We start from the raw sequence: 25040 nt of genomic DNA, 5'->3' as shown, positions 1-25040 counted from the left end.
GCAAGACTTCGCTTTCCGCGGGCGGCCGGTGAGCCTCCTCGTCGCATGCGCTCCTGCGGGGTCTCACCTGTCTCGCTTTTCCCGCAGGAGTCTTCTTCTTGCACTCCAATCAACCGCTGGAACAAGCTAATAACTATACGCACACTTAAACAAAGCCAATAAAAAACCGAACTAAATTGAATCATCAGTTCGGGCTTAACTTAGGCTAAAACACTTTTGTCCCAGCACCTTTTGGACCTTTATCAACTACTTATTCCATTAAAGCCCCCGTTAATGGAATAAGACTAAATTACATACTAATGCTTTTGTTTCTTCCTTTCTTAAAAAGATTAGTAATCAGGAAACTTAATAATAGTAGTACAACGTACATAATGGTGTAGAGACTGGGGGTTATTAGGACAGATAAGATTTCTGAAATGGATAACCCCGAGAACACAGCTAATCCTTTTCCAGTTGCATCCCTTTCAATTCCTGCAAATCCGCCTTCTGCAAGATAATAAAAAGCCAAATTAGATAGTAAAAACCCTATAAAAATGATTAAAATCACATTTAACTTTGAGGTCTTAAAGAAAATCCCTAAGGCAATACCTAAAAGCAAAAAGAACACAGGATACAAAAACAGCAATGCTGCAAAAGAGGTCACTACATCAACTCCTTATTTGAATTTTCAAAATAATTATAACACAAAATGGTTAAATGTGGATATTCAACTAGCCTGCCCAATAACGGAATAAAGCAAAAGCTCAAGATCAGCTGCCCAATCTTCATTTATTGCCCGCTATAATGGAAGAAGCTAATTTATAGTTTAGACTTCATTTCCTTAATAGCATTTATAACTAATTGAGGTTCGTCGATGTGGACGGCGTGTCCAGCCTCCTTAATAACAAGGTGATTACTTGTTGTTGAAAGGTTGGCAAGTTCCTTCTGAAACATCATCCATTGAGCCATAGACTGGTTTGTATGGTGGGACTGTGTACCGCCTGTAATTACAAGAAGAGGAATTTCTCCAAGTTTTGTTCCTCTTACTTGCTCCAAACTTTCTTCAAACTCGCTTAGTGTAGCTTCTACTGAAAACTGTCCTAAATAATCTTCTTGCACTTTCTCTGTGAATAATGGAACCATCTTTTTATTTTGATCTTCGTGAACGGATTCCAAGAGAATTACTCCTGCAACCTCTTCTGGATACTTATTAGCAAATAATCTAACGTTTACACCACCGAAAGAATGCCCTACGAGGAGATACGGAGGTTTCACGTCTGCTTTGTTGAGTAAATTTCTCAGATTATTGATAATTTGCATACTATGTTTTGGTTGGCTACTCTTCTCGCTTCTACCAATACCGTCCCTATCATACAAGAATACATTTGCAAACTTTGAAACATCGCTTTTAATCGAATTCCAATTATTCAAGTCCCAACCATATCCAGACTCAAAAACAATTGTAAAATTATCAGTACAAATTTTTATATGTTCATAATATAGTTCAATACCTTCTAAATATACTTTTTGACCAACTGCACTTCCAGTCATAAACTCCTCCAAAAAATTGTCATTATATATGTGATTCGTCACTATTCAATTAACATACTCCAAATAATTGGAAAGGCATCATTCTAGCAGGATTTATTTGCAGACCTTCAGTTAGCCCTCTAGCTTAATAAGAGAGCCACAAGTTTTTAGCATCTTCATTAGAAATTTGTAGCTTATTCACAAAGTAAGTTTGAAGGGTACTAACTTTTCTACTGTTAGCCCATTCTTTATAGTAATCGATAAGTTCTTGAACACTATTATTACAATAATTTTTGATGAGTAAATCAACTACATATGTACTTCTCCAATAATCATAAAATGCTGCTGAATATTCTAATTCTTCGCTATGACTTGCTGATTCACCAAACATATTAAGCGTATATTCACCATATTTTTCTTTATATTTGTTGATTAGGCAGGATTCTACATACATAGTCGAATTGAACTTTTCTTCCGATAAAATTAATTTACGTGGGATATAGAAACAAAGACCCTCTACAAACCACATATTTTCTTCATCAAGTTCTTTAAAATCTGCATGGAAAAAATTGACGTGATGTGTTAGTTCGTGAGCTGCTATGACTGCTACATCATCCATATCAAGTTCTGAATAATACTTTTTAGCAACTTCCACTCCGTTTGTTGTAGAAATATATATACTTTTCCACGTTTCAAATAAAGGTGTAATATGAATTAAATCCCTAGAAGTATAAGCCGGTAAAGGAATTGTGGAATAAAGTTGGGTGGCAGATGTTAAATCGTGAAATATAATTCCTCTTGGTGGTTGGAAAGAAGCAATCTCATTTAATGATTTTGAAAATTGAACCAGCTTTTCTAACAGTTGTAATCCCTTTTTTTCGATTTCTTGTACTTCTGAAGTATCTGTGACAGAGACTCCGTATTTCACAATATCTCCCCCTTTTGCTTATGGTGACATTTTTTTCTATCTTTGTCATAGTTTAACGACTTCGGAACTTGAACGTTTCAGAGATTCTAAGTTATTCCTATAAACTAAGGCAATAGCTGGAGTTCATTTATTGTCCTCTTAGTTAGAGATCAAATTTATTCAAAAGAGACGCTATACCAAATATAATTAAATTTATTCTTAAATCCTACATTTTCCGCAACAGAAACAGAAGCTGTATTTATCTCCATACAATCCCAATATGGAGTAATATTATTCTCTATACATTCATTTACAAAGAAATGAGCAACTTTTTGTCCAAGTTTTTTTCCTTGATGACATTTTAGAGTCTCAATATCAATAGCATGTACATTTCCAGCTACCACGCCAGAAAAACAAATGCTTACAATTTCATTATCATAAACGACAATATACCCAATACCATACTCTAAAAACTTTTCAAAGGACTTCCAAAACTCCAAGATTTTCGAACGTAAAAAATCAATGTTTTCAAACGATACATAACCTTTGTTTTCTATGATGTCTTTGGTAATTTTTATTACTTCATACCCTTGCTCTATAACAGGTTCATTTTGCTTTCTATAATCCGTTTTTTTTAATTCATAAACCCTTTGATTGTAACCTTTCACATTTTCACCAAATACTTTTTTAAAAGTATCATTCCATTTCGAATGATTTCCAATCGCTTCAAAAGCTGTTAAACCTAATTTATTGGCATCATGTTTGATAACTGTATTAAAAAAATCGTATAATTCGAAATTAAATTCCTCATTTTCTTCGTTCCCAATAAAGATAAAACCATTATTACTCCCCAACCAAATGAATCCAGCCGTAGGAGAAATAATGTCATCAACAAATATGCGACCAGGATGCGATCCTTCGATTACGGCTTCTGCTTCTAAGAGTCCTTCTTCATATATTAATTCTCTACACTTGTAATATTCAGACTTTTCAAGTTCTGAAATCATCAGTCATCATCCTCTCTTGCATATTTAAATGTTTTATAAGCTTTTTTGACTTAATACCAATTATTTCAAAAACTTTGAACTTCGGCAATGCTCTTGTTCCTTAATTGAACAAAAAGACGCAATCCCCTTTGGGATTACGTCAGCTTTTAGCAATGCTAATTCTGTTAACCTGCTCCTATGGTCGAAGAAAAGGAAACAAAATATGAAGAATCTCACTGCTAATAAAATATCAAAAACTACAACTTTACACTTTTGATAATAACAGCTGTAGGAAGCACTTTTGCTTTCTCATAAGAATACCATCTGTTTGAGTGCCTTTGGATATCTTCATCGGACAAACAAACATCCTCAACCACTCTTTCAACTTTAAATCCATTGTTTATCAATGTATTGATATATGTACTCATTCTAAATTGTTGCATAATTGCAGGATGACCCCAAGCTTCATGATAATAAGAACCTTCCTCATGATAGGATTTATTAAAAGTTAGGGTACCATTTATATTAGATACTCGGTTATAAATTGGATGTTCCCAACTAAAGATAAATATCCCACCTCGCTTTAGATATTTATTAACATTTGCTAATGTTTTTTCTAGATTAGTTGTCCATCCAAGTGCGTATATAGAAAAAACAATGTCAAAATAATTAGTCGGTAAACCAGGATTATCCTCCATAGGAGATTCAAATAACTTTAACGGTGAATTGCAATTCTTTAATAATGTTTTTGCTGCATCAATCTGTTTACCTGACAGATCCAATCCCCATAATTCACCTGCATTCTTTTGGTCCATGTATTGTAAAGAATGCCCACTACCACAACCAATTTCTAATACCTTTAAATTTGTAACATCTCCAAATAAATTTAATTCTTCCTCACTAGGTGCCAGTGGCCCATATTCGGGAAGGGGATTTCGACCAAAAAAACGATCTGCTACTTCATCCCAACTTTGCTTATTTATAGTAAGAGACTCGACATCCATTTCCATCACCCTCCTTAATAACCATAGGAACATATATTCTATATAAGTCATCATTTTCCTGCAAAAACCATCTGTAAATATACAATTTTTTATAAAAGTCTTCTTCCATTAAATGGCCCTTTAGTGGAATATCTTATATTTCCCTTTCAGCATAAATAGTTAGTTCGATGATAAGAAAAGAGTATGGTTATAAGTGCTCTTCACTCCAATGATAAATTGAGGAATATTCTTCGATGCAAATACAAAAAAAGCCCGGATATTTTTGTCATCCGAGCTTTTTTTCGATTCATTTTATTGTGTTAATCACGTTGTTAAGACCTTTGCACCTATTACTGCATATTAGGGTGTAAATTGCATTTTTGTACTCCAAAACAGAACCCGTTATTTTTCTCTAGCGTTGTTTCTCTATTCAACACTGACTTCAGCAGCAATGATCAAACCAATGACAGACGTTAAGACAAGACCCATAATCATGGAAAACATCTCATTCACTCCTTTTAGTGTCAGGAATCAATTTCCTTCTTACTATTAATGTATCACTTTTGCGCCGGAATTCCCGGGGCATTCGTGAACAACTTTTTACTAATAAATGACAGAATTGTGTCTGATGCTGAACCTGTACCCGGCTGATGTCACGATCATCTCTGGCAAAGAAAAAGAGACACCTCTCAGCAAGGTGCCCCTTTTGATCATCTTTCATTTCTTTGCTTATTCTTATGAAAGATAGCCGTCCATAGTAAGATATTTAAAAACAATTCATCCACCCGCCTTTATGTTTTCTAGGCAGTGTCCTTCTCTACCCATAGCGCATTTAGTCTTTTCTCCTGAATATAAATCATGTTTCATTCTCCTCTCCTATTGTTTCTGCCTCTGTTCATTAATAAATGTTGGACAGATAATGCTGCTTTGTTTTCGTTTGTTCATATTGCTTTGTGACGTTGCAGTTGTGTTCCGCTTCCTCGAAAGATTCTTGTTTCTTTTTGAATGTCACCGTTACGAATAAAAGATTCAATGTCATACCTATCACCCCTTTCAAAGCCTTATTAAGGCAGTAAAAAACCGCACAGAGATTTCTTTCCCGAGCGGCACAAAAAAGCCGCAGGAAAGCACATTCTCCCCGCGGCTTCATTTAAGATTTTAGTCAGAATTAAATGAACGTCATCCCACAAGTGGTCGAATGGTTAAAACGATATTCTGTTGTTCCAGAGTTCATTGTAGCAATGATCATTTTCTTCGACCTCCTTTAGTGTGATTTTTTTCTTACATTGGTTAGTATATCCAATTCGCCATGAATTGTAAACATTTTATTTTCTACAAATTTCGATTTATGCAGCATGCTCTACCATACAATTCCCTTTCTTCGTATCCGAAGCGGCATATGTTCTATATTCATGAAGAATGGGTGCCACTCCTGGATGTAAAATAATAAGACTGGATAATACTAAAAGAACAATTTAGTATAGGTTTTAAATACCACTAATGATTTCCGTGCAAGACTTCGCTTTCCGCGGGTAGCCCGTGAGCCTCCTCGTCGCTTTCGCTCCTGCGGGAAGAAAAGCGGAGGGGCTTCGTTCAGAGGCGGGTGGCATAAGGCGAATCGGCCACGAAGGCGTTTTTTGCCTTCTTGGTCGATTTGACTTATGACATGTGCCTCTAAGCCCTGTAGCTGGACAAGTCTCACATAAGCTACTCTTCCCGCAGGAGTCTTCGTCTTGCACTCCAATCAACCGCTGGAAAAAGGTAAAACTAAAGAACAATTCGGGTTTCACTTAGACTAAAACGATAATGTTCCAGTCTCTTTTATTCATCCGCAGATTGCAGATCTTTTTTATATTTTATCGCTTTGGTGAAGAAGATGAGTGAAAGTCCAAGTAAAACGACCGTCCCTGACATAAGGATCATCGTCTTTACCTGTGTCACGGTTTCAGAAGGGATCACAACTCCCAGGTACATAAACACACTAAGCGCTAAAAGAGTGAATCCAAACCGCTTGAAGTCATTAATTTTATACTGTAAATTCTTTTTATTTAGAGTCTGCTTCATTGAGCAATCACCTACTTTTGAACTAGTAATCTCTTACTCTATGGTAACATAAGCAGGCAGGCAGTCTGCCATGTAATTGATACCAGTTCTTCCAATAGGCAATGAATCCACTTAGCGTGATAGAGCTCTTTCAAGATCTTCAATAAGATCCTCGGCATCTTCCAGTCCGACGGAAATTCTCACCAGTCCATCGGTGATTCCCAATTCGAGGCGGCGGTCACTCGGGATGGAAGCATGTGTCATGCGTGCAGGTACGGATATCAAGCTTTCCACCGCCCCCAGGCTTTCTGCCAATGTGAAATACTTTGTATTCGTCAAGAGGCGATCAGCATTTTCTTCACTTCCCACATCGAATGATACCATACCGCCGAATCCGGCAGCCTGCTTTTTCGCGACTTCATGATGCGGATGAGTTTCCAGGCCTGGATAATAGACCTTTGAAACCTTCGGGTGCTGAGTCAGATAGTCCACTATTTTCTTCGTGTTCTCTTCATGCTCTTCCATCCTCAGGCCCAGCGTTTTGATTCCCCGTATCAAGAGCCATGAATCCTGCGGTCCAAGTACACCGCCAGTGGAATTCTGAACAAAGAACAGCTCTTCTGCCAGTTCTTCTGTATTGACGACAACAAGCCCCGCCACCACGTCACTGTGTCCTCCGATGTACTTCGTGGCACTATGAAGCACGATATCAGCCCCAAGGTTCAAGGGGTTCTGCCAGTATGGCGTGCTGAACGTATTATCAACAATCGTTAATAGATTATGTTTCTTGGCAAGTGCTGCCGCTTCTTCGATATCGGTTATTTTCAGTAAAGGATTTGTAGGTGTTTCAATATAAACCGCTTTTGTATTCGGCTTGATCGCTTGTTCTATCTTTTTAATCTCACTTGAATCCACAAATGTCGATTGAATGCCAAGGCGGTTCAATACCTTCGTCATCACTCTGTAAGTGCCGCCGTATACATCATCCGTCAGAACGACATGATCTCCGCTGTCAAACAACATCATCACTGCTGTAATGGCTGCCATTCCTGAGCCGAACGCGAATCCTTTCTTTCCACCTTCCAGATCCTTGATGAGTTCTTCAAGTGCGTGTCTGGTCGGGTTCCCTGAACGGGAATATTCAAATCCTTTATGTTTTCCCACTTCGTCCTGTTTATATGTGCTTACTTGATAGATCGGTGTAGAAACCGCTCCCGTTTGCGGATCGAGACCGACTCCTCCGTGGATTAGCTGTGTTTTCTTTTTCATGATCAGATTCCTCCTTCATAAATTTTCTTGCTTAAGTAACGTTCGCTCGAGTCAGGAAAGATGGTCAGGATATTGGTTCCGGACTCAGCCTTCTCTGCTTCAATCAGGGCTGCGTGCAACGCCGCACCAGAAGAACTGCCAACCAGCAACCCTTCCACCAATGCCAATTCTTTCACTCTTCTGAAAGCATCATCATCGGTAACGGTATGAATCGCATCAAAGTAGCCCGTGTCCATATAATCCGGCAGGAATTCCATCCCGATTCCTTCGGTTTTATGAGGTCCCGAAACTCCTCCATTCAAAATAGATCCTTCGGGTTCCACGATGACCGCCTTGATATCCCGATTCATTTCTTTCAAGTAACGGGAAGTTCCCATAAATGTACCGCCTGTTCCGGCCCCTGCGACAAAACAATGAATTTGACCATTCATCTGCTTCCACACTTCCGGACCAAGTGTTTTATAATAAGTAGCAGGGTTTGCTTCATTTTCAAACTGGCCCGGATAATAGGAGTTATCGATTTCTTCCGAAAGCTCTTTCGACTTTGCAATCGCACCTTTCATCCCCAGTTCAGTGGGCGTATGAACGATTTCCGCTCCCAGTGCTTTCATCAGTTCCTGCTTTTCGATGCTGAATTTTTCTGGCACACAAAACATGACTCTATATCCCGAATTCACAGCGGCCAAAGCCAATCCGATGCCTGTATTCCCCGCGGTTGGCTCGATGAAAACTCCTCCCGGTTTGATTTTCCCCGTTTCCTCTGCCTCTTTCAGCAATTCGATCCCAAGCCGGTCCTTGATACTTCCGCCGGGATTGAAGAATTCCAGTTTGGCAAATAGGCGGACACCGTTTTTCAATGGAAAATGAGTAAGTTCTATAACAGGAGTGTTGCCTATCAACTCATGCACATTTTTATATACATCCATTTCACTGCCCCCTTTATTCCAATATGAAAAAAGCTGACCTTTGCACACCATCTCCTTACAATCAGTCCATGGAAGAAACAGCGGTTTTGCTGCGGCTTCCTAAGAACGGAAAGAGAATACGGGCGCTTGGGTCAGCTTTTATCTCTATACTTTATACGGATTCTACAATGCTCATAACCATTTTAGCAGAATGCAGGGCTGCTTTTTCCAGGTATTGCTCGAAGGAAACGTCTGATTCCTTTCCTGCTATATCGGATAAAGAGCGGATGATCACAAACGGGACATTGAATTGGTGTGCTACCTGCGCAATCGCGGCGGCTTCCATTTCAACGGCCTGTAAGTCTGTGAACTTATCACGAATCGCTTCTACCCGTGCAGGATCGTTCATGAATGAGTCTCCAGTTGCAATTAAACCTGAAACCACTTGAGCATCTCCCAGTTCCCTGACACTCTCCACTGCTGCTGACATTAATTTCTCATCTGCTGTAAATGCAGCTGGCAATTGAGGAACCTGGCCGTATTCATATCCGAAAGCAGTCACATCAACATCATGATGGCGCACTTCTGTTGAAATGACGACATCACCTACATTCAATGAAGGATCGAATCCTCCAGCTGACCCTGTATTGATGATGGCATCCGGCTTGAAGTGCTGTAACAATACGGCTGTGGACATAGCCGCGTTTACTTTTCCTATTCCTGAACGAAGAAGGATCACTTCTTTCCCCTTCATCGTCCCGCTTGTATATTCACACCCGGCAATTGTTTCGGTATCCGGATTTGTAATATTTTCTCTCAGTAGTGCTACTTCTTCTTCCATTGCTCCAATGATGGCGATTCTCACATTAAAACCTCTTTCTATTGTTTAGTCGCCTCCATGATCCAGACAAAGTTGTTCATCTGGCGAAAATCCACGGAAAACCCCTCTGAGGTCAATAACCCTTTGAGCACTTCGAGAGTCGTATAATATTCCCGTTTTAAATCTTCTGCAAGATTCAGAAAGCCTTTATCTGAAGCTTGATCTATGGCGGCATGATAATGCTGTTCCGTTTCAAACATCGTATCAGCAAATACTATTTTACCACCTTGTGCAAGCAAGTTTCCATAAATCCCAAAGGCTTTTCCTTTTTCTTCGTCTGTTAAATGGTGAAAAGCATACGTACTGACAATCGTGTCGACGCTCCCACCCAGTTTGAATTCGAGAAAATCCCCGTCTAAAAACGATACTTTATCTCCCAGCTTCTGCTGTCCGATGAGTCTCATCTCCGGAGAAGGTTCAAACGGGACGACATGCAGCCCTGCTTCAGACAGTTTAACTGTAAGATTCCCTGTCCCTGGACCGAATTCCACTACTGTCCCACTAGAGCGGGAAACGACCTCCTCAAGTATTTCTTCATATTTATCAAAGACATCTTTGTATTCTGAATCTTTCCCGGCGACCGTATCATCGTAAGAATCCGCCCAGTCTTCGAACAAATCCAAGAACTCTCTTCCCATCCTCAGCACCTCAGTTTTAAATTAAGTTTATAATTCCTATCAATATACTATGAATTAATTTTAAAACTGTTATTAAAGTATCATATACATTTTATAAATTCAACAAATAAAATTTGTAAAAATACCGACTGAACTCTAAAATGGGTAATGGAGCAGTTTGAAATGACGTGATATTTTTCGTATTTAGGAGGAAGCAGAATGAATATTTCATTCGATTTAATTCAAGATAAAGTTGAGTTTTTTGAAGCTGATCGATTACAGACCCTAGAGAAAAAAATAGAAGAACAAATCGAACATAACAAGGCGATCATGCTCGCCGTGCGTGCCGTGCAGCATCAGGTAGCAATTGATGAAGATGGAAGAAGATTATATACAGCTGTCGTCCATTTCAAGGTGAATAACCAGAAATAAAGAAAAGCTCCGGGCATTTGCGCCGGAGCTTTCTCTTTATTAATCTTTATCGTTTTCTATCAGTTCTTCAACCTTTGTCGGCTGCCAGCCTTGTCCGTCCATCCATTGAAGATAAACTCTATAGGCTGTAGAACCGCCCTTCTCAGTTACGGTACCAATGGATTTTTGAGGGCCGCCATTTCCTTCGATGAACCATACTGTCATGTTATCCTGAGGGATGCCGGTTGCGTAGGATAGAGCTTTCTCTTTTTCCTGCCAATCGACACTGCCCGTTTCATATGAAGACACATGATCACCTGACTGCTCTGTCCCGATCGGCTCCCAATTAGGATGCACGATTGTTCTCTTTACATTCTGTTCGTTGCTTTCTTCTATCTGAGCCTCACTGTCATCAAGTGCAACAGATTCCTTTTCCTCTGGTGCATCTTCTTTCTCTTTCTCTTTTTCATCTTGCTTTTCTTTTTCATCTTGCTTCTCTTTTTCTTTATCTTTCTCTGATTCAGATGAATCTGAATCTTCTTTCATAGAAACAGAGTTTTCATCGTCTTTTTGTTTACTATCGCTATCGCTGTCCGTACTGTTTTCAGACGTATTCTTATCGTTGTTTTCAACCTCTGTTGATGCATTTTCTTTATCGGAACCGTTACCGGTCAGGATCGTGGCACCTACAACAACAATCAAGAGAACAACAACAGCGATCATTATGTTTAATACTTTATTGCTTTTACTTTTAGAACGTCGGTCTAATCGAGATTTATATTTCGCCATAAGATTCCCTCCTATTATCCTAAACATTTTAACATGATAGAGTAAAAAGAATAAAGCGAAACATGAACCAATTTCTTTCGTGTAATGGAGATTGGGAGATTTTACTCATTCTCCAGTTTATAAACAGCGTCAACGCTGTCTTTGAAGATCGGGTAAATACCTCCTTCATATTCCTGTACATCCATGTTGACTGCCACTAAAGCATATTTCGGTTCTTCAAATGGAAAATAGCCGGCAAACCATTTATTGTACAATTCTTTGCCTTCACGCTCTTTCCCTGTTTGGGCCGTTCCTGTTTTTCCAGCGATCGTATAAAGAGCGGTGTCTAAATGAGGTGCGGTCCCTTCAGGCGAGTTGACGACTCCCCTTAAATACTGCTGCAGCTTCATTGCAGTGAAAGGGGAAATCCTCTCTCCTTCCATCTTCTTTTTTGGAAAAGAAAACATACTTGTCCCGTTTTGATAATCGATGGACGTTGCTGCACTGACCATATACTTTTCCCCGCCCCGGGCAATGGTCGCCATCATATTGGCGATACCGAGGGGTGTGACCCTGACTTCCTTCTGCCCTATTCCGGTCTGAGCGATATAATTGATATCTTTTCGTTCTTCGTCTGATACAAAAATTCTTCCCTCGCTCACTTGGAGCTGTGAAAAATCCTCATAATGAAATACGTTCCCCTTCCATGAGATTTCACCTAATAGGCCAAGTTTTTCTGCATATTCCTCAAGGGAATGGTCATCTTTTTCCAGCAGTTCTTTCGCTAAATCAGCGAAAGTCCTGTTACAGCTGACTGCGATACTCGTTTTTATATTTATCGTACCATGTTGTTTGTCATCGGGGTCACCGTAGATATCTTCATTACAATTGAACATGCGGGATTCATCCACAATCCCTTCATCCATGGCTGCGGCCGCGACGACTGTTTTAAAAACGGAACCCGGCGCCAGTGATTTCAGCATATAATTGGCGGCGCCTCCGCTGAATGGATCACTGGTGTTAATCGCTGGACGTGACACATTGGCGAGTATTTGACTATTTTCGATATCCAAGAGAAGCAAGCCGCCTTTTTCAATTTTGTACTGATCTGCGACCGTTTCTAATGCCTGCTGCATGTCTGTATCAATCGTAGTTTTGATATTGAGAGGATAAAACGGATTGGCAGGAGCGAGATATTTCACGTCTGCCCCGAATAAAGGGCCCCCGATCGCGTCCACATGATAAATAAGCTTTGACTGTTCTTCTGAAACCAGCCATTCATCAAAGATTTCCTGCATCCCCGTTACTCCGATTTTCTGATGTACTCCCTTTACTTTATCAGGGTAGCGTTCATGAAATTCTTCTGCGTTTTCACCCGTTATCCCAATGAGCTGGGAAGCAGGTACATTCGCACTTTTAAATTTCCTCGTTACGGCAAATACTCCTTGTATTTTCAAAGCGTTTATCTGATTCATCTGTTCTTCGGAAAGCTGATACGCTTCCTTGCCGCCGAATACGATCGGACCTTTTGCATGTTCGAGTTTTGTTTCAATGATTTCAGGGGTCACATGAATAATACGTGCCACTTTTTCAACAGGCCACTCCATTCTCTTTAAAAAAGGAAATAAGACCAGCACATTTTTTTCTATAAACGTAAGCGGCTCCCCATTCCTGTCGAGGAACTGTCCCCTTCCTTCATCAATGACGAGCTGCTGCGTGCGTTGCGCCACACTTTCCTCAATCAAATTGATTTTATGCTTCGAGAACGATTCCGTCTGGAATAATTGGAGCTGCATTAATCTCACGGATAGTATCAAGATGCCCATAAGCAGAAAGGTGCTTAACAGCCTGACCCGTTTTCGTATCATTCCTCTTCACCTCGTCTACATTGTTGACGAGTTTATGGAGTTCTAACCATGCATGGACTTCCTCCATGCCAAGATAAAAACAAGCAATAAAAAAAGAAAGAAACCCTGAAAAGAGTTTCTTCCTCATCATGATGATCAGCTTACTTCTACAATCTTCACGCTCATTTCTCCGCCTGGAGTCTGAACGGTTACTTTTGCACCGACTTTATGGCCAAGAAGACTTTTCGCGATTGGAGAATCATTTGAAATCTTACCTTCAAACGGATCTGCTTCTGCACTTCCAACGATTGTGTAGGATTCTTCATCTCCATCCGGCAATTCCACGAACGTTACTTTCTTGCCTAATTGAACTGTATCTGAATTCATGTCATCTTCCTGGATGATCTTAGCGTTGCGAATCATATTTTCCAATGTAGAGATACGGCCTTCGACGAATGCCTGCTCATCTTTCGCTGCATCGTACTCAGAGTTCTCAGATAAGTCTCCGAAACTTCTGGCGATCTTGATGCGTTCCACTACTTCCTTACGTTTTACCGTTTTAAGGTTTTCTAATTCTTTTTCTAATTTTTCTTTACCCTCTGCTGTCATAGGGAATACTTTTTCTGTACTCATGACCCTCTTCACTCCTTAACTGTCTTAGAGCTTCCCAAGCTCTTTATGTAGTACTTCATGATGCATTAAAATGTAAAGGCAGGGAATGAAGGGAAAGACTCTTCTCCTCCATTCCCCGTTACCATTACATTGTTGGGAATTTAACCTATATATGTTTATCTATGTTATCGTATTACAAAAATGACTTTTGTTCAAGAATTGTTTGAATTTTTGTTACCATTAAATCGATCGCCACGTGATTATGGCCGCCTTCAGGAATGATTACATCTGCATATCGTTTCGTCGGTTCGATGAATTGATTATGCATCGGGCGCACCACTGTGATGTATTGATCGATCACTGAATCGATTGAACGGCCTCTTTCTTTAATATCACGGAGCATCCTTCTGATGATGCGGAGATCTGCATCCGTATCAACGTAAAGCTTGATATCCATTAAGTTGCGCAATCTTTCATCTTCTAATACTAAAATTCCTTCTAAAATGATGACATCCTTCGGTTCTACCAAAATAGTCTCATCAGAACGGGTATGCATTTTATAATCATACACAGGCTTGTCTACGGACTGATGGTTGAGAAGTTCGTTTAAATGCTCAATGAGCAGATCATTGTCAAATGCCAAAGGATGATCATAATTGGTTTTCAGCCGCTCTTCAAAAGGGAGATGGGATTGATCTTTATAATAATAATCTTGTTGCAGCATTAAGATCGAGTGTCCCTGGAATTGCTCATAAATGGCTTTTGTTACACTTGTTTTTCCAGATCCGGATCCTCCTGCTACACCGATAACAACAGGTTTATGTTTCATAACTTTTAAGTGTTCTCCTTTCGCATCATGTTGTCAGGGTAGACTCTCTGATCAACTTTGAATTTCACAATTTGCAGCGGATGACGAGCCACGTCAAGTTCATTCCCTTTTTCATCCCATATCTGTCCGATCACTTGTGTGAAATTCGATATCTCCGGTCCGAAAAATTCCACTTCCTGGCCAGACTTGAAATGATTTCGCTGCTGAAGCGTGACGATCCCAGTTTCCTCATTATAATCCAGCACAAGTCCGACAAATTCAAAATTCGTATTCTTTTTATTGTGAACACCGAACATTTGCTCCTTGAACCCTGGCACACCTTCAAAAAATGCAGGCGCAGCTTCCCGGTTTGCACATTTTTCAAGTTCTTCCAGCGACTCTTTCCTGATCTGGAAATTGTCCGGATCTTTACAGTATTCATCGATTACTTTGCGGTAAACACTTACCACTGTAGCCACATAATGAATCGATTTCATTCGTCCCTCTATTTTTAGACTGTCGATGCCAAGCTCAATCATTCTCGGAATCGATTCAACTAGCTTCAAGTCTTTTGGACTCATAGCGAAAGGAGCATCTTGATTACTGTAGAGAGCCTGTTCCCCGCCATCTTCAAGCTGATAGAGATCATAATCCCAGCGGCAAGATTGACAGCAGCCGCCCCGGTTTGAGTCGCGTGCCGTCATATGATTGCTGAGTGTACAGCGGCCGGAATAAGCAATACACATTGCACCATGAATGAAAGTCTCAATTTCAATATCCACTTTTTCCTTCATCTCACGGATTTCTTCGCCGCTTGTTTCACGGGCCAAAACGACTCGATCGAGTCCTTCTTCTTTCCAGAACTGAACCGCTTTCCAATTGGATAAGCTTTGTTGTGTACTCAAATGAACCTCGACCTTCGGAGCAACTCGTCTGCATGTCTCGATAATTAAAGGATCAGCTACGATGATCCCTGCAATTCCTGCCTCTTGGAGCCCCATTAAGTACTCTTCCAGACCATCCATGTTCTCATTATGAGCATATATATTGGTTGTTACGTAGATTTTCGCACCATACTTCCTGCCGAACTCCACGCCTTCTTTCATGTCTTCCAAAGTGAAATTGCCTGCGTTGGAACGAAGCCCAAATTCCTGTCCGCCGATATATACAGCATCTGCACCGTAGTGGACTGCGATTTTCAATTTTTCAAGGTTACCGGCAGGAGCCAATAATTCAGGCTTCTTCACAATAACACGTTTTCCCTCAACAACGTTAGAGATAGGGTCTTTTACAACCATGGTCAACGTAACTCCTCCGTTCTATTCATCTTTCTTGAACTGATTTTATGGGTCTCTTTAAATGCCGTTGAGATCAAGCTCTGCATGGCTCGTTTAATAGACCGTTTCCTTAAAGAAAAATCCAGTATCCAGCGGGCGGTTTTCTGGCTGAAGCCGTTTTGCTTCATTTAACAACTCATCCTTCGAGTCTTCGTACTGGTCTTCCTCCTGTAAAAATAAATCGATGGCTTTCCGATATAATTTCGTGATTTCCACGACGTAATGAGTGGATTTTAACACTCCGTCAATCTTGAATGAATCGACTCCCGCTTCAATCATTTCCCCGAGTTCATCAATAATGCACATGTCATTCGGGCTCATGATATGGGTTCCGTTTTCATCTTCAAAAATCGGATATTTATTATGACGTTCCTTGTCATGCAGGAACATATTTTTCTGCTGCTTTCGGTTTTCCACTTCCATTACTTTTCCTTGATATTCAAAGTAGTTACCGAGTAAGGAGCGTTTCGATTGGAACATACATGTCATGCCATGCACCTGGACCTCGACTTCCACTTCTGCATTTTCCTTGATTTCCACAATGGCATCCATGCTTAATTCACGTGCAAGGACGGCTCGCTTCGCACCTTTTCTGCCCCAGTAATTGCATGTATACCAATTTGTTGCAGTCGTTTCTGTGTTCCAGTGAAGCTTCATATCGGGTGCTGCGCTTCTTGCAGCCATCAATACAGCGGGATCACCGAAAACAATCGCATCTGCTTCAGCATCTTTCAGGAAAGAAATATACTCTTCCAGATCACCGATTTTATCATTATGAAAAATTGCATTCATCGCGACATACACTTTTTTACCATAGACATGGGCAGTCGTGATGGCCTTCTTTATTTCTTCTTGTGAAAATTCCCCGGCAAGGCGCAATCCAAATTTCTGCTCACCGATGATAAATGCATCGGCTCCGGCTTGGGCTAAAGGTTCAATATCTGAAAGGGATGTCGGGGTCACCAACAGCTCCGGCTTTTTCACTTTCGTTCACCTCTTTTTTTACTAATGGCAATTCCATCCCCTACTGGCAGGATGGATGTTTCGTATTCTTCGTGATTCATCAGCCAACAGTTATACTTCTGCAGTTTCTTTACCATGTTCCTTATCCTCTTTTGTTCGATTTCCTCTTCGGCGACAAGGCCCTTAAATAATACATTGTCTGAATAGACGACACCGTTTTCTGAAAGCATCGATGCATAAAGATCGAAGAATTTCTGGTATTGGCCTTTTGCCGCATCAATGAAAATGGCATCGTACGGGCCATGTTTCTCTACTTCTTCCTGAAGTTCGAGAGCATCTCCCAAAAGAGTATGGATCCGGCTGCCACTTTCGGAACGTGTCAAAAACGCCTGTGCAGCCCCGTACCTCTCTTCGTCCCGTTCAATCGTCGTAATTTCCGATTCTGGAAGGGTTTCCGCCATTCTGAGAGCTGAATACCCGATTGCCGTCCCGATTTCGAGAATACGGGATGGCTGTTGAATGGACAGAATGCCTAAAAGGGCTTCGATCCCCACCAGTTCCATGATCGGCACATTATGCTCTTGTGCATACTGTTCCATTTCTGTCAGAAGCGGAGAACGTTTTTTTGTAATTGATTCTATATAGTTAATAACCTGTTCGTTCATCATATCTTTTCACGATCCTCACCCATGAACTGCCTTATAGTTGCGTCAGAACATGAAAAGAAGAAAGCTGCTTAGAGCTTTCTACTTCATTACACCTATCGCAAATATAACGCACATTTATGAAAAATAACTTGTACTATTTTAACACAAAGAGAAGAGGAAAGCGAATGTTTCTTTCCTCTTCTCTTGCCGTTGCAGTGGTTTCAAAGCCTGCCTTCACAGGATGAATTATTCGGATTTATTTGTGATATATTTGGCTTTCTTTTCATTATGTTCCTCAAGCGTTTCTGAATAATAGACAGATCCGTTGGAGGAAGCGAGGAAATAATAATAATTCGTGTCTTCCGGCTGAAGGGCCGCTTCTATAGATGAAAGTCCTGCATTTGCGATGGGACCCGGCGGAAGGCCAGCCACTTTATATGTGTTATAAGGCGAGTCCACTTCTAAGTCCTTGTATACTGTACGGGATTTATGCTCTCCCAGTGCATATAGAACGGTGGGGTCGGTTTGAAGGGGCATACCTTCCTCGATGCGGTTATAGAAAACACTGGAGATCTTGCCCCTATCAGCTTTTTCTGTTGCTTCTTCTTCAATCAGTGAAGCCATTGTCAATAATTTGTGTGCTGTGAACTCTTTATCAGCCATAGTGCTTTTGTATTGGGCCAGCACCTCATCGGTTTGACCAATCATTTTCGTAAGTATTTCTTCCAGTGAAGGTTTCTTCTCATAGAAAGAATATGTGACCGGGTAAAGATAGCCTTCCAGCGGTTTCTTAATATCTTCATTTAATATTTCGTCTGTGATCAAGTTCGGATATTCCTTTTTTAATTGCCCGAGCCATTTCTTGTCATTCAGTTTCTTTTCGATTTCATCTTTTTTATATGGTGACTTATCTGCGATAATTTCTGCAATTTTATCGAGTTGAAGCCCTTCTGGTATGGTAATTTTAAATTCTGCCTTTCTCATTACCTTGCCTGTTTTCAGACTATTGACAATTTCACTCAACGTCATCGAAGGTGTCAAATCATAAGATCCGGCCTGAAATCCGGATTCATTATTGAACTTCACATAGTATTTAAAAATGGTTGCATTTTTCACAATACCGTTTTCTTCAAGGATGTTACCAATGGAAGTGACTCCTGATCCTATCGGTATCTCCACCTTAACCGGTTTGGTATTTTCCGGATCCACGGGCTTCAGTGCAGACTTAACATATAGGTATCCGCCGACTGCAGTCCCCCCGATGACAATAATAAGTGATAAAATGATAAGTCCGACGATTTTACGAATGACTTTCGCCTCTTCCTGTCTTTCCAAGAGTTTTTTCATAAGTGTTTCTTTTATATTGTTTTTATCTTCCATCTCTTTATTCCCCTTTTCGAGCAAAAAAGCTTGATATCCGTCATAAATTTCGACATCATCCTCCCTATTATACAATATTTTGCACAAAGTGAAACAGGGACCGGCAAAAAGGAATAAAAATTATCCCTTTGCCGGTCCCTGTCTTATAAAATCCTCAATGAAATTTATTCGCCTTCTTCTTCTTCATCCAGGAAAGTATTCAGCATTTCTTCAATCATGTCCCACTCTTCTTCTGTTTCAATCGGCTTTAATTCGCCTTCTTGGCCTTCGTCGCCCGGCTGGAATGCTGAAGCGTGGATTTCGATTTCTTCTTCGTCATTCTCATCTGCTCCAAGCGGATAGTACAGAACATATGACTTATTGAATTTATCTGATTCAAATGTGAAGAGGACTTCACATAGCTGTTCATTTCCTTGTTCGTCTACTACTGTAATTTGTTTTTCTCCGTGTTCCATTAATCATTCACCTCATTATTTTTGACTGTCAAGATATCCCTGAAGAATCATCACTGCAGCCATTTTATCAATTACTTTTTTGCGTTTCTTTCTGCTGACGTCCGCTTCGAGGAGTACTCTCTCTGCAGCCATTGTACTTAAGCGTTCATCCCAGTATTTAACCGGTATGGATAACTCACGTTGAACCAAATCACCGTAAGCCTTTGAAGCTTCCCCGCGCGGCCCGATCGTATTGTTCATGTTTTTAGGCAATCCGACAATAATCGTATCCACTTCGTATTCCTCGGCTAATGCCTTTAAGCGGTCAATACGGAATTCGCCTTCTTCTTCATTGATTCTTACTGTTTCGATTCCCTGTGCTGTCCAGCCAAGGGCGTCGCTTATTGCAACACCTACAGTTTTAGAGCCAACGTCCAGTCCCATTACTCGCATTCATTATCCCTCTTTATGCTGTTTCAAATACGATTTGACTAATTCTTCGATGATTTCATCCCGTTCCAAACGACGGATGATATTTCTGGCGTCCTGATGTCTTGGAATATAAGCAGGATCCCCAGATAATAAGTACCCAACAATTTGATTAATCGGGTTATACCCTTTTTCCTGAAGCGCATCATGAACTTGAAGCAGTACTTCCTTAACGTCATGTTCAAATGGCTCATCAGAAAAATCAAATCGCATCGTTTTGTCAAAAGAACTCATTTTTAGCACCTCTCTTCAGGCTTGTCTCTTCAACAAACGAATTGTTAATCGTTACCTACATTGTACACCACTTTAACGCAGAGTTAAACGGATTTGACCCATTCTTCTACAAATTGCAGTGCTTCCTCTAATTTCTCTGGATTCTTTCCTCCGGCTTGGGCCATATCAGGACGTCCGCCGCCACCGCCGCCGCAGCGGGATGCAACTTCTTTTACAAGCTTTCCTGCATGATAGCCTTTATCCACTAAATCCTTGGTCACTCCGGCAATCACGTTCACTTTGCCATCGCCTGCAGTACCCAGTACAATGACAGCTGATCCGAGCTTCTGTTTAAGATCATCCATCATCGTCCGCAATGCGTTGCTGTCTCCCGCTCCGACTTTAGCTGAAAGTACATTGATTCCATCTATTACTTTCACCTGATCGGTTAAGCTTCCTGCTTCTATGTTAGACAACTTCGCCGCCAATGATTCATTTTCTCTTTGCAGTTCTTTCATTTCCTGCATCAAGCCGTCTACCCGGTTCACGATGTCTTTAGGATTCGCCTTCAGTTTATTTGCTGCTTCTTTCAGAAGTGATACTTGTTCATTCAGAAGGTTGTATGCACTTTCCCCTGAGACTGCTTCAATTCTGCGCGTACCTGCACCGATGCCGCTTTCTGATACAATTTTAAACAATCCGATTTCGGATGTATTTGAAACATGGCAGCCTCCGCAAAGTTCGAGACTGTAATCGCCTATTGAAACTACCCGGACGACTTCACCATATTTTTCCCCAAACAATGCCATCGCACCCATCTCTTTTGCTTCAGCAAGGGATTTTAAATCTGTATTTACCGAAATGGCTTTCCACACTTGCTCATTCACAATGCTTTCGATTTTCTCCATTTCTTCTTCCGTTACAGACCCGAAGTGAGAGAAGTCAAAGCGCAGACGGTCAGGCTCGACTAAAGAACCTGCCTGGTTGACGTGTTCACCGAGGACATCCTTCAGCGCCTGGTGCAGAAGGTGAGTAGCTGTATGGTTCTTCTCCACTTTCTTCCTTGAATCACGGGAAACTTTTGCCATTACTTTATAATTACTTTCCAGCGTGCCTTCTTCGACGATACCGGTATGAAGGTTCTGTCCGTTCGGTGCTTTCTTGACGTTGGTCACATAGACTTTTACACCATCGCTTTCAAGGTATCCTTTGTCACCGATTTGTCCGCCGCTTTCTGCATAGAAAGGTGTTTGATCGAGGATGAACTGGAATTCCTGACCTTTATCCACTTTCGGCTGGCGTTCCTTATCCACGAGGACCTCGATTACAGTCGCATTCGTTTCCAGGTTGTCATAACCGACAAACTTGCTTTCAGTTGTGATATCACTCAGTATGCCTCCCTGTACCTGCATGCTTCCAACATCCTGGCGGGCAGCACGCGCTCTCTCACGCTGGCCTGCCATTTCTTTTTCAAAGCCTGCATGATCGACTGAAAGTCCTTCTTCTTCAGCGTATTCTTCCGTCAATTCCACCGGGAAACCGTATGTGTCATAAAGTCTGAATACATCTTCCCCAGGAATCGTACCTCTGCCTGCCCTCTTCTCTCTTTCTACAATGGAAGAAAGAATTGATAATCCATCATTTAACGTTTCATGAAAACGTTCTTCTTCATTTTTCACTACTTTTTGGATGAATTCAGCCTTTTCTTTTACTTCCGGGTAGAAATCAACCATGATCTCAGAAACGACCGGGATCAATTCGTACATGAAAGGACGGTTGATTTCGATTTGCTTGGCGAAACGTACGGCACGGCGGAGCAGGCGTCTTAGAACATATCCACGTCCTTCATTTGATGGAAGTGCTCCATCCCCGATTGCAAACCCAACTGTACGGATATGGTCCGCAATTACTTTGAATGCCACATCGGTTTCTTCATTTTTGCCATAGGTGCTTCCAGAAATCTTTTCAACGGCTTTCATGATTGGCATAAACAAATCGGTATCGAAGTTGGTAGGGACTTCTTGCACCACGCATGCCATTCTTTCAAGTCCCATTCCTGTATCAATGTTCTTCTTTGGAAGCGGTGTGTATGTTCCATCAGGATTATGGTTGAACTGGGAGAACACAAGGTTCCAGACTTCAAGATAGCGGTCATTTTCGCCGCCTGGATATAGTTCGGGATCTTTCGGGTCATCGCCGTATTCGGGACCGCGGTCGTAGAAGATTTCAGTGTTAGGTCCGCTTGGGCCTTCCCCGATATCCCAGTAGTTACCTTCGATACGGATGATTCTCTCAGCAGGGACCCCGACTTTTTTGTTCCAGATTTCAAACGCTTCCTCATCCTCGGGGTGAATGGTGACGGATAATTTCTCGGGATCAAATCCGATCCACTTTTTATCGGTCAGGAATTCCCAAGCCCATTCAATCGATTCCACTTTGAAATAGTCACCGATTGAAAAGTTTCCAAGCATTTCAAAGAACGTATGGTGGCGTGCCGTTTTACCTACGTTTTCAATATCATTTGTACGGATAGATTTCTGTGCATTTACGATTCTCGGATTCTGGGGAATCACACGTCCGTCAAAATACTTCTTTAATGTTGCCACCCCGCTGTTGATCCATAGCAATGAGGGGTCTTCATGAGGCACCAAAGGTGCGCTCGGTTCTACACTGTGACCTTTTTCCTTAAAGAAATCTAAAAACATTTGGCGGATTTGGGCGCCGGTTAATTTGTTCATTTGAACTTCCTCCTTATAGATGTATGTACTTAAAAAAGAATACAAAAAAGCCCTCATCCCAAAACAGGGACGAGAGCTGGCTCGCGGTACCACCCTGGTTGTGAATATAGAAAACCCTATACTCACCCCTCACACACCTTAACGCGGTTCAACGGCAGGGTTTACCTGCACTCTGGATTAGCATTCGGTCATCCTTCATCTGGAATTTCTTTCAGCCGGGGAAATTCCTCTCTTATGTGCACATGCACTCAGATGGGCTACAACCTACTGGATCCTTCATCATTTTCATCTTGTAAACTTTATTGTATATGTTGGATTATAGAAATATTCAAACCTTTTGTCAATGTTATCTTCTCAGTTTTTCGAATTAAGAAAATGTGTTTTCCCGTGTAAAAAAGCCACCTTGATTACTGCGAGGACAGGAACGGCCACAATCAACCCGATGACTCCTCCTATTTCCCCTCCGATAATAAGGGCCCCCATAATAAACAAAGGATGCATATGAAGGCTCTTCCCTACAATCATGGGAGACAATATATTACCTTCCAGAAATTGCAATACCACCACCAATATGACGACATATAGGATCATGTTCAATGAAATGGTGCTTGCTACAATCACTGCAGGAACAGCCCCGATGACCGGCCCAAAATAAGGGATGACGTTGGTGACCCCCATGATGACACCAAGTATTAGTGGATACTTCATACCCAGGAACCATAACACGGCTGCAGATAGGCCTCCGATGATCAAGCAGACCAGAAGCTGGCCGCGGATATAGCCCCCGAGTGACTCGTCCACATCCTGAGAAAATCTCAGCGCACTTTGCCTCCATCTCCGCGGTGTCAGTTCCCAAAAGAATTTCTTTACTTTTGTTATATCCTTTAATAAGTAGAATGATACAAAAGGAACAATTGCAATAATCAAGAGACTGTTCATCAATTTCAGTACGATCGCGAGTGCTGCAGCAACAACGCCGGTCAGCCAGTCCTCGATTCCTTCGATTCTCTCCTCCAATTGTGTCTGTATGCCATCCGGCCAATTAGATGTTTCACTTTGAATATAATGAAGCCACTTCTGATAATGTGAGGTGAATATCGGAGCATTTTCCGATAAGTCTCTCAACTGATGGATGATGACGGGGGTTCCTTTATAAAGTCCGTATCCCAACCCGCCGAAAAAAAGTATATAAATGAGCATGATGGCAATTCCGCGATGTATGCCAGCCCCATGAAGCTTCTCCACGAGTGGGTGAAGCAAATAAGCGATGAAGCCTCCAATGATGAATGGAAGAAGTGACAGAATCACAACCTCCAGAACGGGATGCCAGACTGGCCTCAGTAAAAAGAGTATATACAGGAACAGGGCACATACAAGTGCTATAGAAAGCCTGTAGAGCCATTTGGCATATTTTCTTGTTTCCACCTGCACCACTCCTTCTTATTGTTTATTGTTAGAAATCAGGGCAGGTTTTTATACAATAAATAAAAAAACTGACTCCCCCTTGATGGAGAGTCAGTCATAATTCGTCTTAAAACATTTTCTTCATTTGTTTACGAAATCTTTTCATTTGTTTTCGGTTCATCATATTTGATCGCTGAGAATAGATCGACGCAGCGATTCCCGCTCCAAAACCAACAATCGATGCAAATGTTCTGTTCAAGAAAGACACCTCTTCCTAGATTAATTGGCGGTCTTCCTCATCGAACAAGTCGTCTAAAGAGCTTAATGATCCATCTTCTTCTACCTGATGAGTATGAATGACTCCTTTTGACAAGGAAAGTTCAATGAAGCATCCCCAACAATAATATTGGTTGATCCCGATCTTCCCTATATCTTTACTCTGGCAGTTTGGGCATTTCATCGTAAGGTCACCTCTATTGCACCAGCAAAACTGGTGATTATTCCCTACCATCATGTCCAATCAGAGTAAAAAATATACCTGCCCTAGAAGAAACACGCCTGAACGGTACAACATGTCTTACCGTTCTTATTTAGTGTGGGACATTTTCTTTATTTCATGAGGAGATACTTTTTCCATAGGAGCCATCCTTTGAGTTTCTCTCTCCGTTTATTAGGGCTTAAAATAGGGTGCATAGAAATGACAAAGCCCGTTCCTTTTCGCTTCAGGCACTTGCTTTCCGCGAGGAGGAAGTCGAGCCTCCTCGGCGTTCCGCCTGTGGCAAGAAAAGCGGAGTCGGCTCGCTCAGCCCCGACAAGCATAAGATGAATGGGCCGGGAAGGCGTTTTTTGCCTTCTTGGCACATTTAGCTTATGACCTCGAGGGGCTAGCC

At 41.3% G+C, this 25040-nt stretch carries 30 protein-coding genes; 2 read left to right on the top strand and 28 right to left on the bottom strand.

The genetic code is table 11. The features are described from left to right. The 6 genes from AAEO50_RS19355 to AAEO50_RS19330 all read right to left on the bottom strand — a co-directional run. Positions 1-185 (bottom strand): hypothetical protein (locus AAEO50_RS19355; RefSeq protein ID WP_341986000.1); only part of this gene is annotated, 185 nt, incomplete at its 3' end. 104 nt (positions 186-289) lie between these two features. Continuing rightward, positions 290-643: a hypothetical protein gene (locus AAEO50_RS19350; RefSeq protein ID WP_341985998.1), complete on the bottom strand. Its 354-nt coding sequence runs from the start codon at positions 641-643 to the stop codon at positions 290-292. A gap of 155 nt (positions 644-798) precedes the next feature. Then, on the bottom strand, positions 799-1530 hold the full coding sequence (locus AAEO50_RS19345; protein WP_341985997.1) for an alpha/beta hydrolase: 732 nt from the start codon (positions 1528-1530) through the stop codon (positions 799-801). A 124-nt stretch (positions 1531-1654) separates the two neighbouring features. Continuing rightward, positions 1655-2437, bottom strand: a complete 783-nt coding sequence (locus tag AAEO50_RS19340; RefSeq protein WP_341985996.1) for a hypothetical protein — start codon at positions 2435-2437, stop codon at positions 1655-1657. Positions 2438-2592: 155 nt separating this feature from the next. Then, the gene (locus tag AAEO50_RS19335; RefSeq protein ID WP_341985995.1) at positions 2593-3423 is read right to left on the bottom strand and encodes a GNAT family N-acetyltransferase; all 831 of its coding nucleotides are present in this window, start codon (positions 3421-3423) and stop codon (positions 2593-2595) included. A 236-nt stretch (positions 3424-3659) separates the two neighbouring features. After that, entirely contained in the window at positions 3660-4406 is a 747-nt protein-coding gene (locus AAEO50_RS19330; protein ID WP_341985994.1) for a class I SAM-dependent methyltransferase, read from the bottom strand. Positions 4407-4995: 589 nt separating this feature from the next. On the opposite strand from AAEO50_RS19330, the gene AAEO50_RS19325 reads away from it, so the two are divergent. After that, the gene (locus AAEO50_RS19325; RefSeq protein ID WP_341985993.1) at positions 4996-5133 is read left to right on the top strand and encodes a hypothetical protein; all 138 of its coding nucleotides are present in this window, start codon (positions 4996-4998) and stop codon (positions 5131-5133) included. Between the two features lie 150 nt (positions 5134-5283). Here the strand turns inward: AAEO50_RS19325 and AAEO50_RS19320 are convergent, their stop codons facing one another. The 6 genes from AAEO50_RS19320 to AAEO50_RS19295 form a co-directional block, all read right to left on the bottom strand. Beyond that, positions 5284-5424: a YrzI family small protein gene (locus tag AAEO50_RS19320; RefSeq protein ID WP_341985992.1), complete on the bottom strand. Its 141-nt coding sequence runs from the start codon at positions 5422-5424 to the stop codon at positions 5284-5286. 782 nt (positions 5425-6206) lie between these two features. Next, complete coding sequence (locus AAEO50_RS19315) at positions 6207-6449, bottom strand: YrhC family protein (protein WP_341985990.1); 243 nt, start codon at positions 6447-6449, stop codon at positions 6207-6209. Between the two features lie 111 nt (positions 6450-6560). Next, on the bottom strand, positions 6561-7697 hold the full coding sequence (locus AAEO50_RS19310; protein WP_341985989.1) for a bifunctional cystathionine gamma-lyase/homocysteine desulfhydrase: 1137 nt from the start codon (positions 7695-7697) through the stop codon (positions 6561-6563). A gap of 2 nt (positions 7698-7699) precedes the next feature. Then, the gene (locus AAEO50_RS19305) at positions 7700-8623 is read right to left on the bottom strand and encodes a cysteine synthase family protein (RefSeq protein ID WP_341985988.1); all 924 of its coding nucleotides are present in this window, start codon (positions 8621-8623) and stop codon (positions 7700-7702) included. 151 nt (positions 8624-8774) lie between these two features. Continuing rightward, positions 8775-9467, bottom strand: coding sequence for a 5'-methylthioadenosine/S-adenosylhomocysteine nucleosidase (gene mtnN / locus AAEO50_RS19300; protein ID WP_341985987.1), 693 nt, complete (start codon positions 9465-9467; stop codon positions 8775-8777). Positions 9468-9481: 14 nt separating this feature from the next. Further along, positions 9482-10120: a class I SAM-dependent methyltransferase gene (locus tag AAEO50_RS19295; RefSeq protein ID WP_341985986.1), complete on the bottom strand. Its 639-nt coding sequence runs from the start codon at positions 10118-10120 to the stop codon at positions 9482-9484. Between the two features lie 198 nt (positions 10121-10318). Here AAEO50_RS19295 and AAEO50_RS19290 point away from each other — a divergent pair, with 198 nt between their 5' ends. Further along, positions 10319-10531, top strand: coding sequence for a DUF2536 family protein (locus tag AAEO50_RS19290; RefSeq protein WP_341985985.1), 213 nt, complete (start codon positions 10319-10321; stop codon positions 10529-10531). A 39-nt stretch (positions 10532-10570) separates the two neighbouring features. Here AAEO50_RS19290 and AAEO50_RS19285 read toward each other — a convergent pair whose 3' ends face one another. The 16 genes from AAEO50_RS19285 to AAEO50_RS19210 all read right to left on the bottom strand — a co-directional run bounded on the left by AAEO50_RS19285 (position 10571) and on the right by AAEO50_RS19210 (position 24610). Beyond that, a complete protein-coding gene (locus tag AAEO50_RS19285) occupies positions 10571-11299 on the bottom strand; it encodes a YrrS family protein (RefSeq protein ID WP_341985984.1) in 729 nt (242 codons plus the stop codon). Positions 11300-11400: 101 nt separating this feature from the next. Next, the gene (locus AAEO50_RS19280) at positions 11401-13008 is read right to left on the bottom strand and encodes a peptidoglycan D,D-transpeptidase FtsI family protein (protein WP_341985983.1); all 1608 of its coding nucleotides are present in this window, start codon (positions 13006-13008) and stop codon (positions 11401-11403) included. 22 nt (positions 13009-13030) lie between these two features. After that, on the bottom strand, positions 13031-13273 hold the full coding sequence (locus tag AAEO50_RS19275) for a hypothetical protein (RefSeq protein WP_341985982.1): 243 nt from the start codon (positions 13271-13273) through the stop codon (positions 13031-13033). A gap of 8 nt (positions 13274-13281) precedes the next feature. Then, the gene (greA, locus tag AAEO50_RS19270) at positions 13282-13758 is read right to left on the bottom strand and encodes a transcription elongation factor GreA (RefSeq protein ID WP_341985981.1); all 477 of its coding nucleotides are present in this window, start codon (positions 13756-13758) and stop codon (positions 13282-13284) included. 172 nt (positions 13759-13930) lie between these two features. Then, positions 13931-14566, bottom strand: a complete 636-nt coding sequence (udk, locus tag AAEO50_RS19265; RefSeq protein ID WP_341985980.1) for a uridine kinase — start codon at positions 14564-14566, stop codon at positions 13931-13933. Between the two features lie 5 nt (positions 14567-14571). Beyond that, the gene (locus tag AAEO50_RS19260; protein ID WP_341985999.1) at positions 14572-15843 is read right to left on the bottom strand and encodes a U32 family peptidase; all 1272 of its coding nucleotides are present in this window, start codon (positions 15841-15843) and stop codon (positions 14572-14574) included. 93 nt (positions 15844-15936) lie between these two features. Continuing rightward, on the bottom strand, positions 15937-16866 hold the full coding sequence (locus AAEO50_RS19255; RefSeq protein WP_341985979.1) for a peptidase U32 family protein: 930 nt from the start codon (positions 16864-16866) through the stop codon (positions 15937-15939). Continuing rightward, a complete protein-coding gene (locus AAEO50_RS19250; protein ID WP_341985978.1) occupies positions 16863-17513 on the bottom strand; it encodes an O-methyltransferase in 651 nt (216 codons plus the stop codon). The genes AAEO50_RS19255 and AAEO50_RS19250 overlap by 4 nt, the downstream gene beginning before the upstream one ends. 225 nt (positions 17514-17738) lie before the next feature. Then, positions 17739-18872 carry an endolytic transglycosylase MltG gene (mltG, locus tag AAEO50_RS19245; protein WP_341985977.1) on the bottom strand — a complete coding sequence of 378 codons (1134 nt, stop codon included), beginning with the start codon at positions 18870-18872 and terminating at the stop codon, positions 17739-17741. 164 nt (positions 18873-19036) lie between these two features. Continuing rightward, positions 19037-19327, bottom strand: coding sequence for a DUF1292 domain-containing protein (locus tag AAEO50_RS19240; RefSeq protein ID WP_341985976.1), 291 nt, complete (start codon positions 19325-19327; stop codon positions 19037-19039). A 15-nt stretch (positions 19328-19342) separates the two neighbouring features. Further along, positions 19343-19759 (bottom strand): Holliday junction resolvase RuvX, encoded by a 417-nt coding sequence (gene ruvX / locus AAEO50_RS19235; RefSeq protein WP_341985975.1) that lies wholly within the window; start codon positions 19757-19759, stop codon positions 19343-19345. A gap of 3 nt (positions 19760-19762) precedes the next feature. Then, entirely contained in the window at positions 19763-20029 is a 267-nt protein-coding gene (locus AAEO50_RS19230) for an IreB family regulatory phosphoprotein (RefSeq protein ID WP_071619018.1), read from the bottom strand. An 83-nt stretch (positions 20030-20112) separates the two neighbouring features. After that, a complete protein-coding gene (gene alaS / locus AAEO50_RS19225; protein ID WP_341985974.1) occupies positions 20113-22746 on the bottom strand; it encodes an alanine--tRNA ligase in 2634 nt (877 codons plus the stop codon). 354 nt (positions 22747-23100) lie between these two features. Further along, a complete protein-coding gene (locus AAEO50_RS19220) occupies positions 23101-24171 on the bottom strand; it encodes an AI-2E family transporter (RefSeq protein ID WP_341985973.1) in 1071 nt (356 codons plus the stop codon). 106 nt (positions 24172-24277) lie between these two features. Next, on the bottom strand, positions 24278-24418 hold the full coding sequence (locus AAEO50_RS19215; RefSeq protein ID WP_341985972.1) for a YrzQ family protein: 141 nt from the start codon (positions 24416-24418) through the stop codon (positions 24278-24280). A 6-nt stretch (positions 24419-24424) separates the two neighbouring features. After that, a complete protein-coding gene (locus tag AAEO50_RS19210) occupies positions 24425-24610 on the bottom strand; it encodes a hypothetical protein (RefSeq protein ID WP_071619022.1) in 186 nt (61 codons plus the stop codon). Positions 24611-25040: the final 430 nt, after the last annotated feature.

Origin of the sequence: Rossellomorea oryzaecorticis (assembly GCF_038405515.1) — a bacterium.
GTDB classification, from domain to species: domain Bacteria; phylum Bacillota; class Bacilli; order Bacillales; family Bacillaceae_B; genus Rossellomorea; species Rossellomorea oryzaecorticis_A.
Note: the sequence above shows the minus strand (reverse complement) of the source record. Positions and strands in the feature narration are given on the sequence as shown.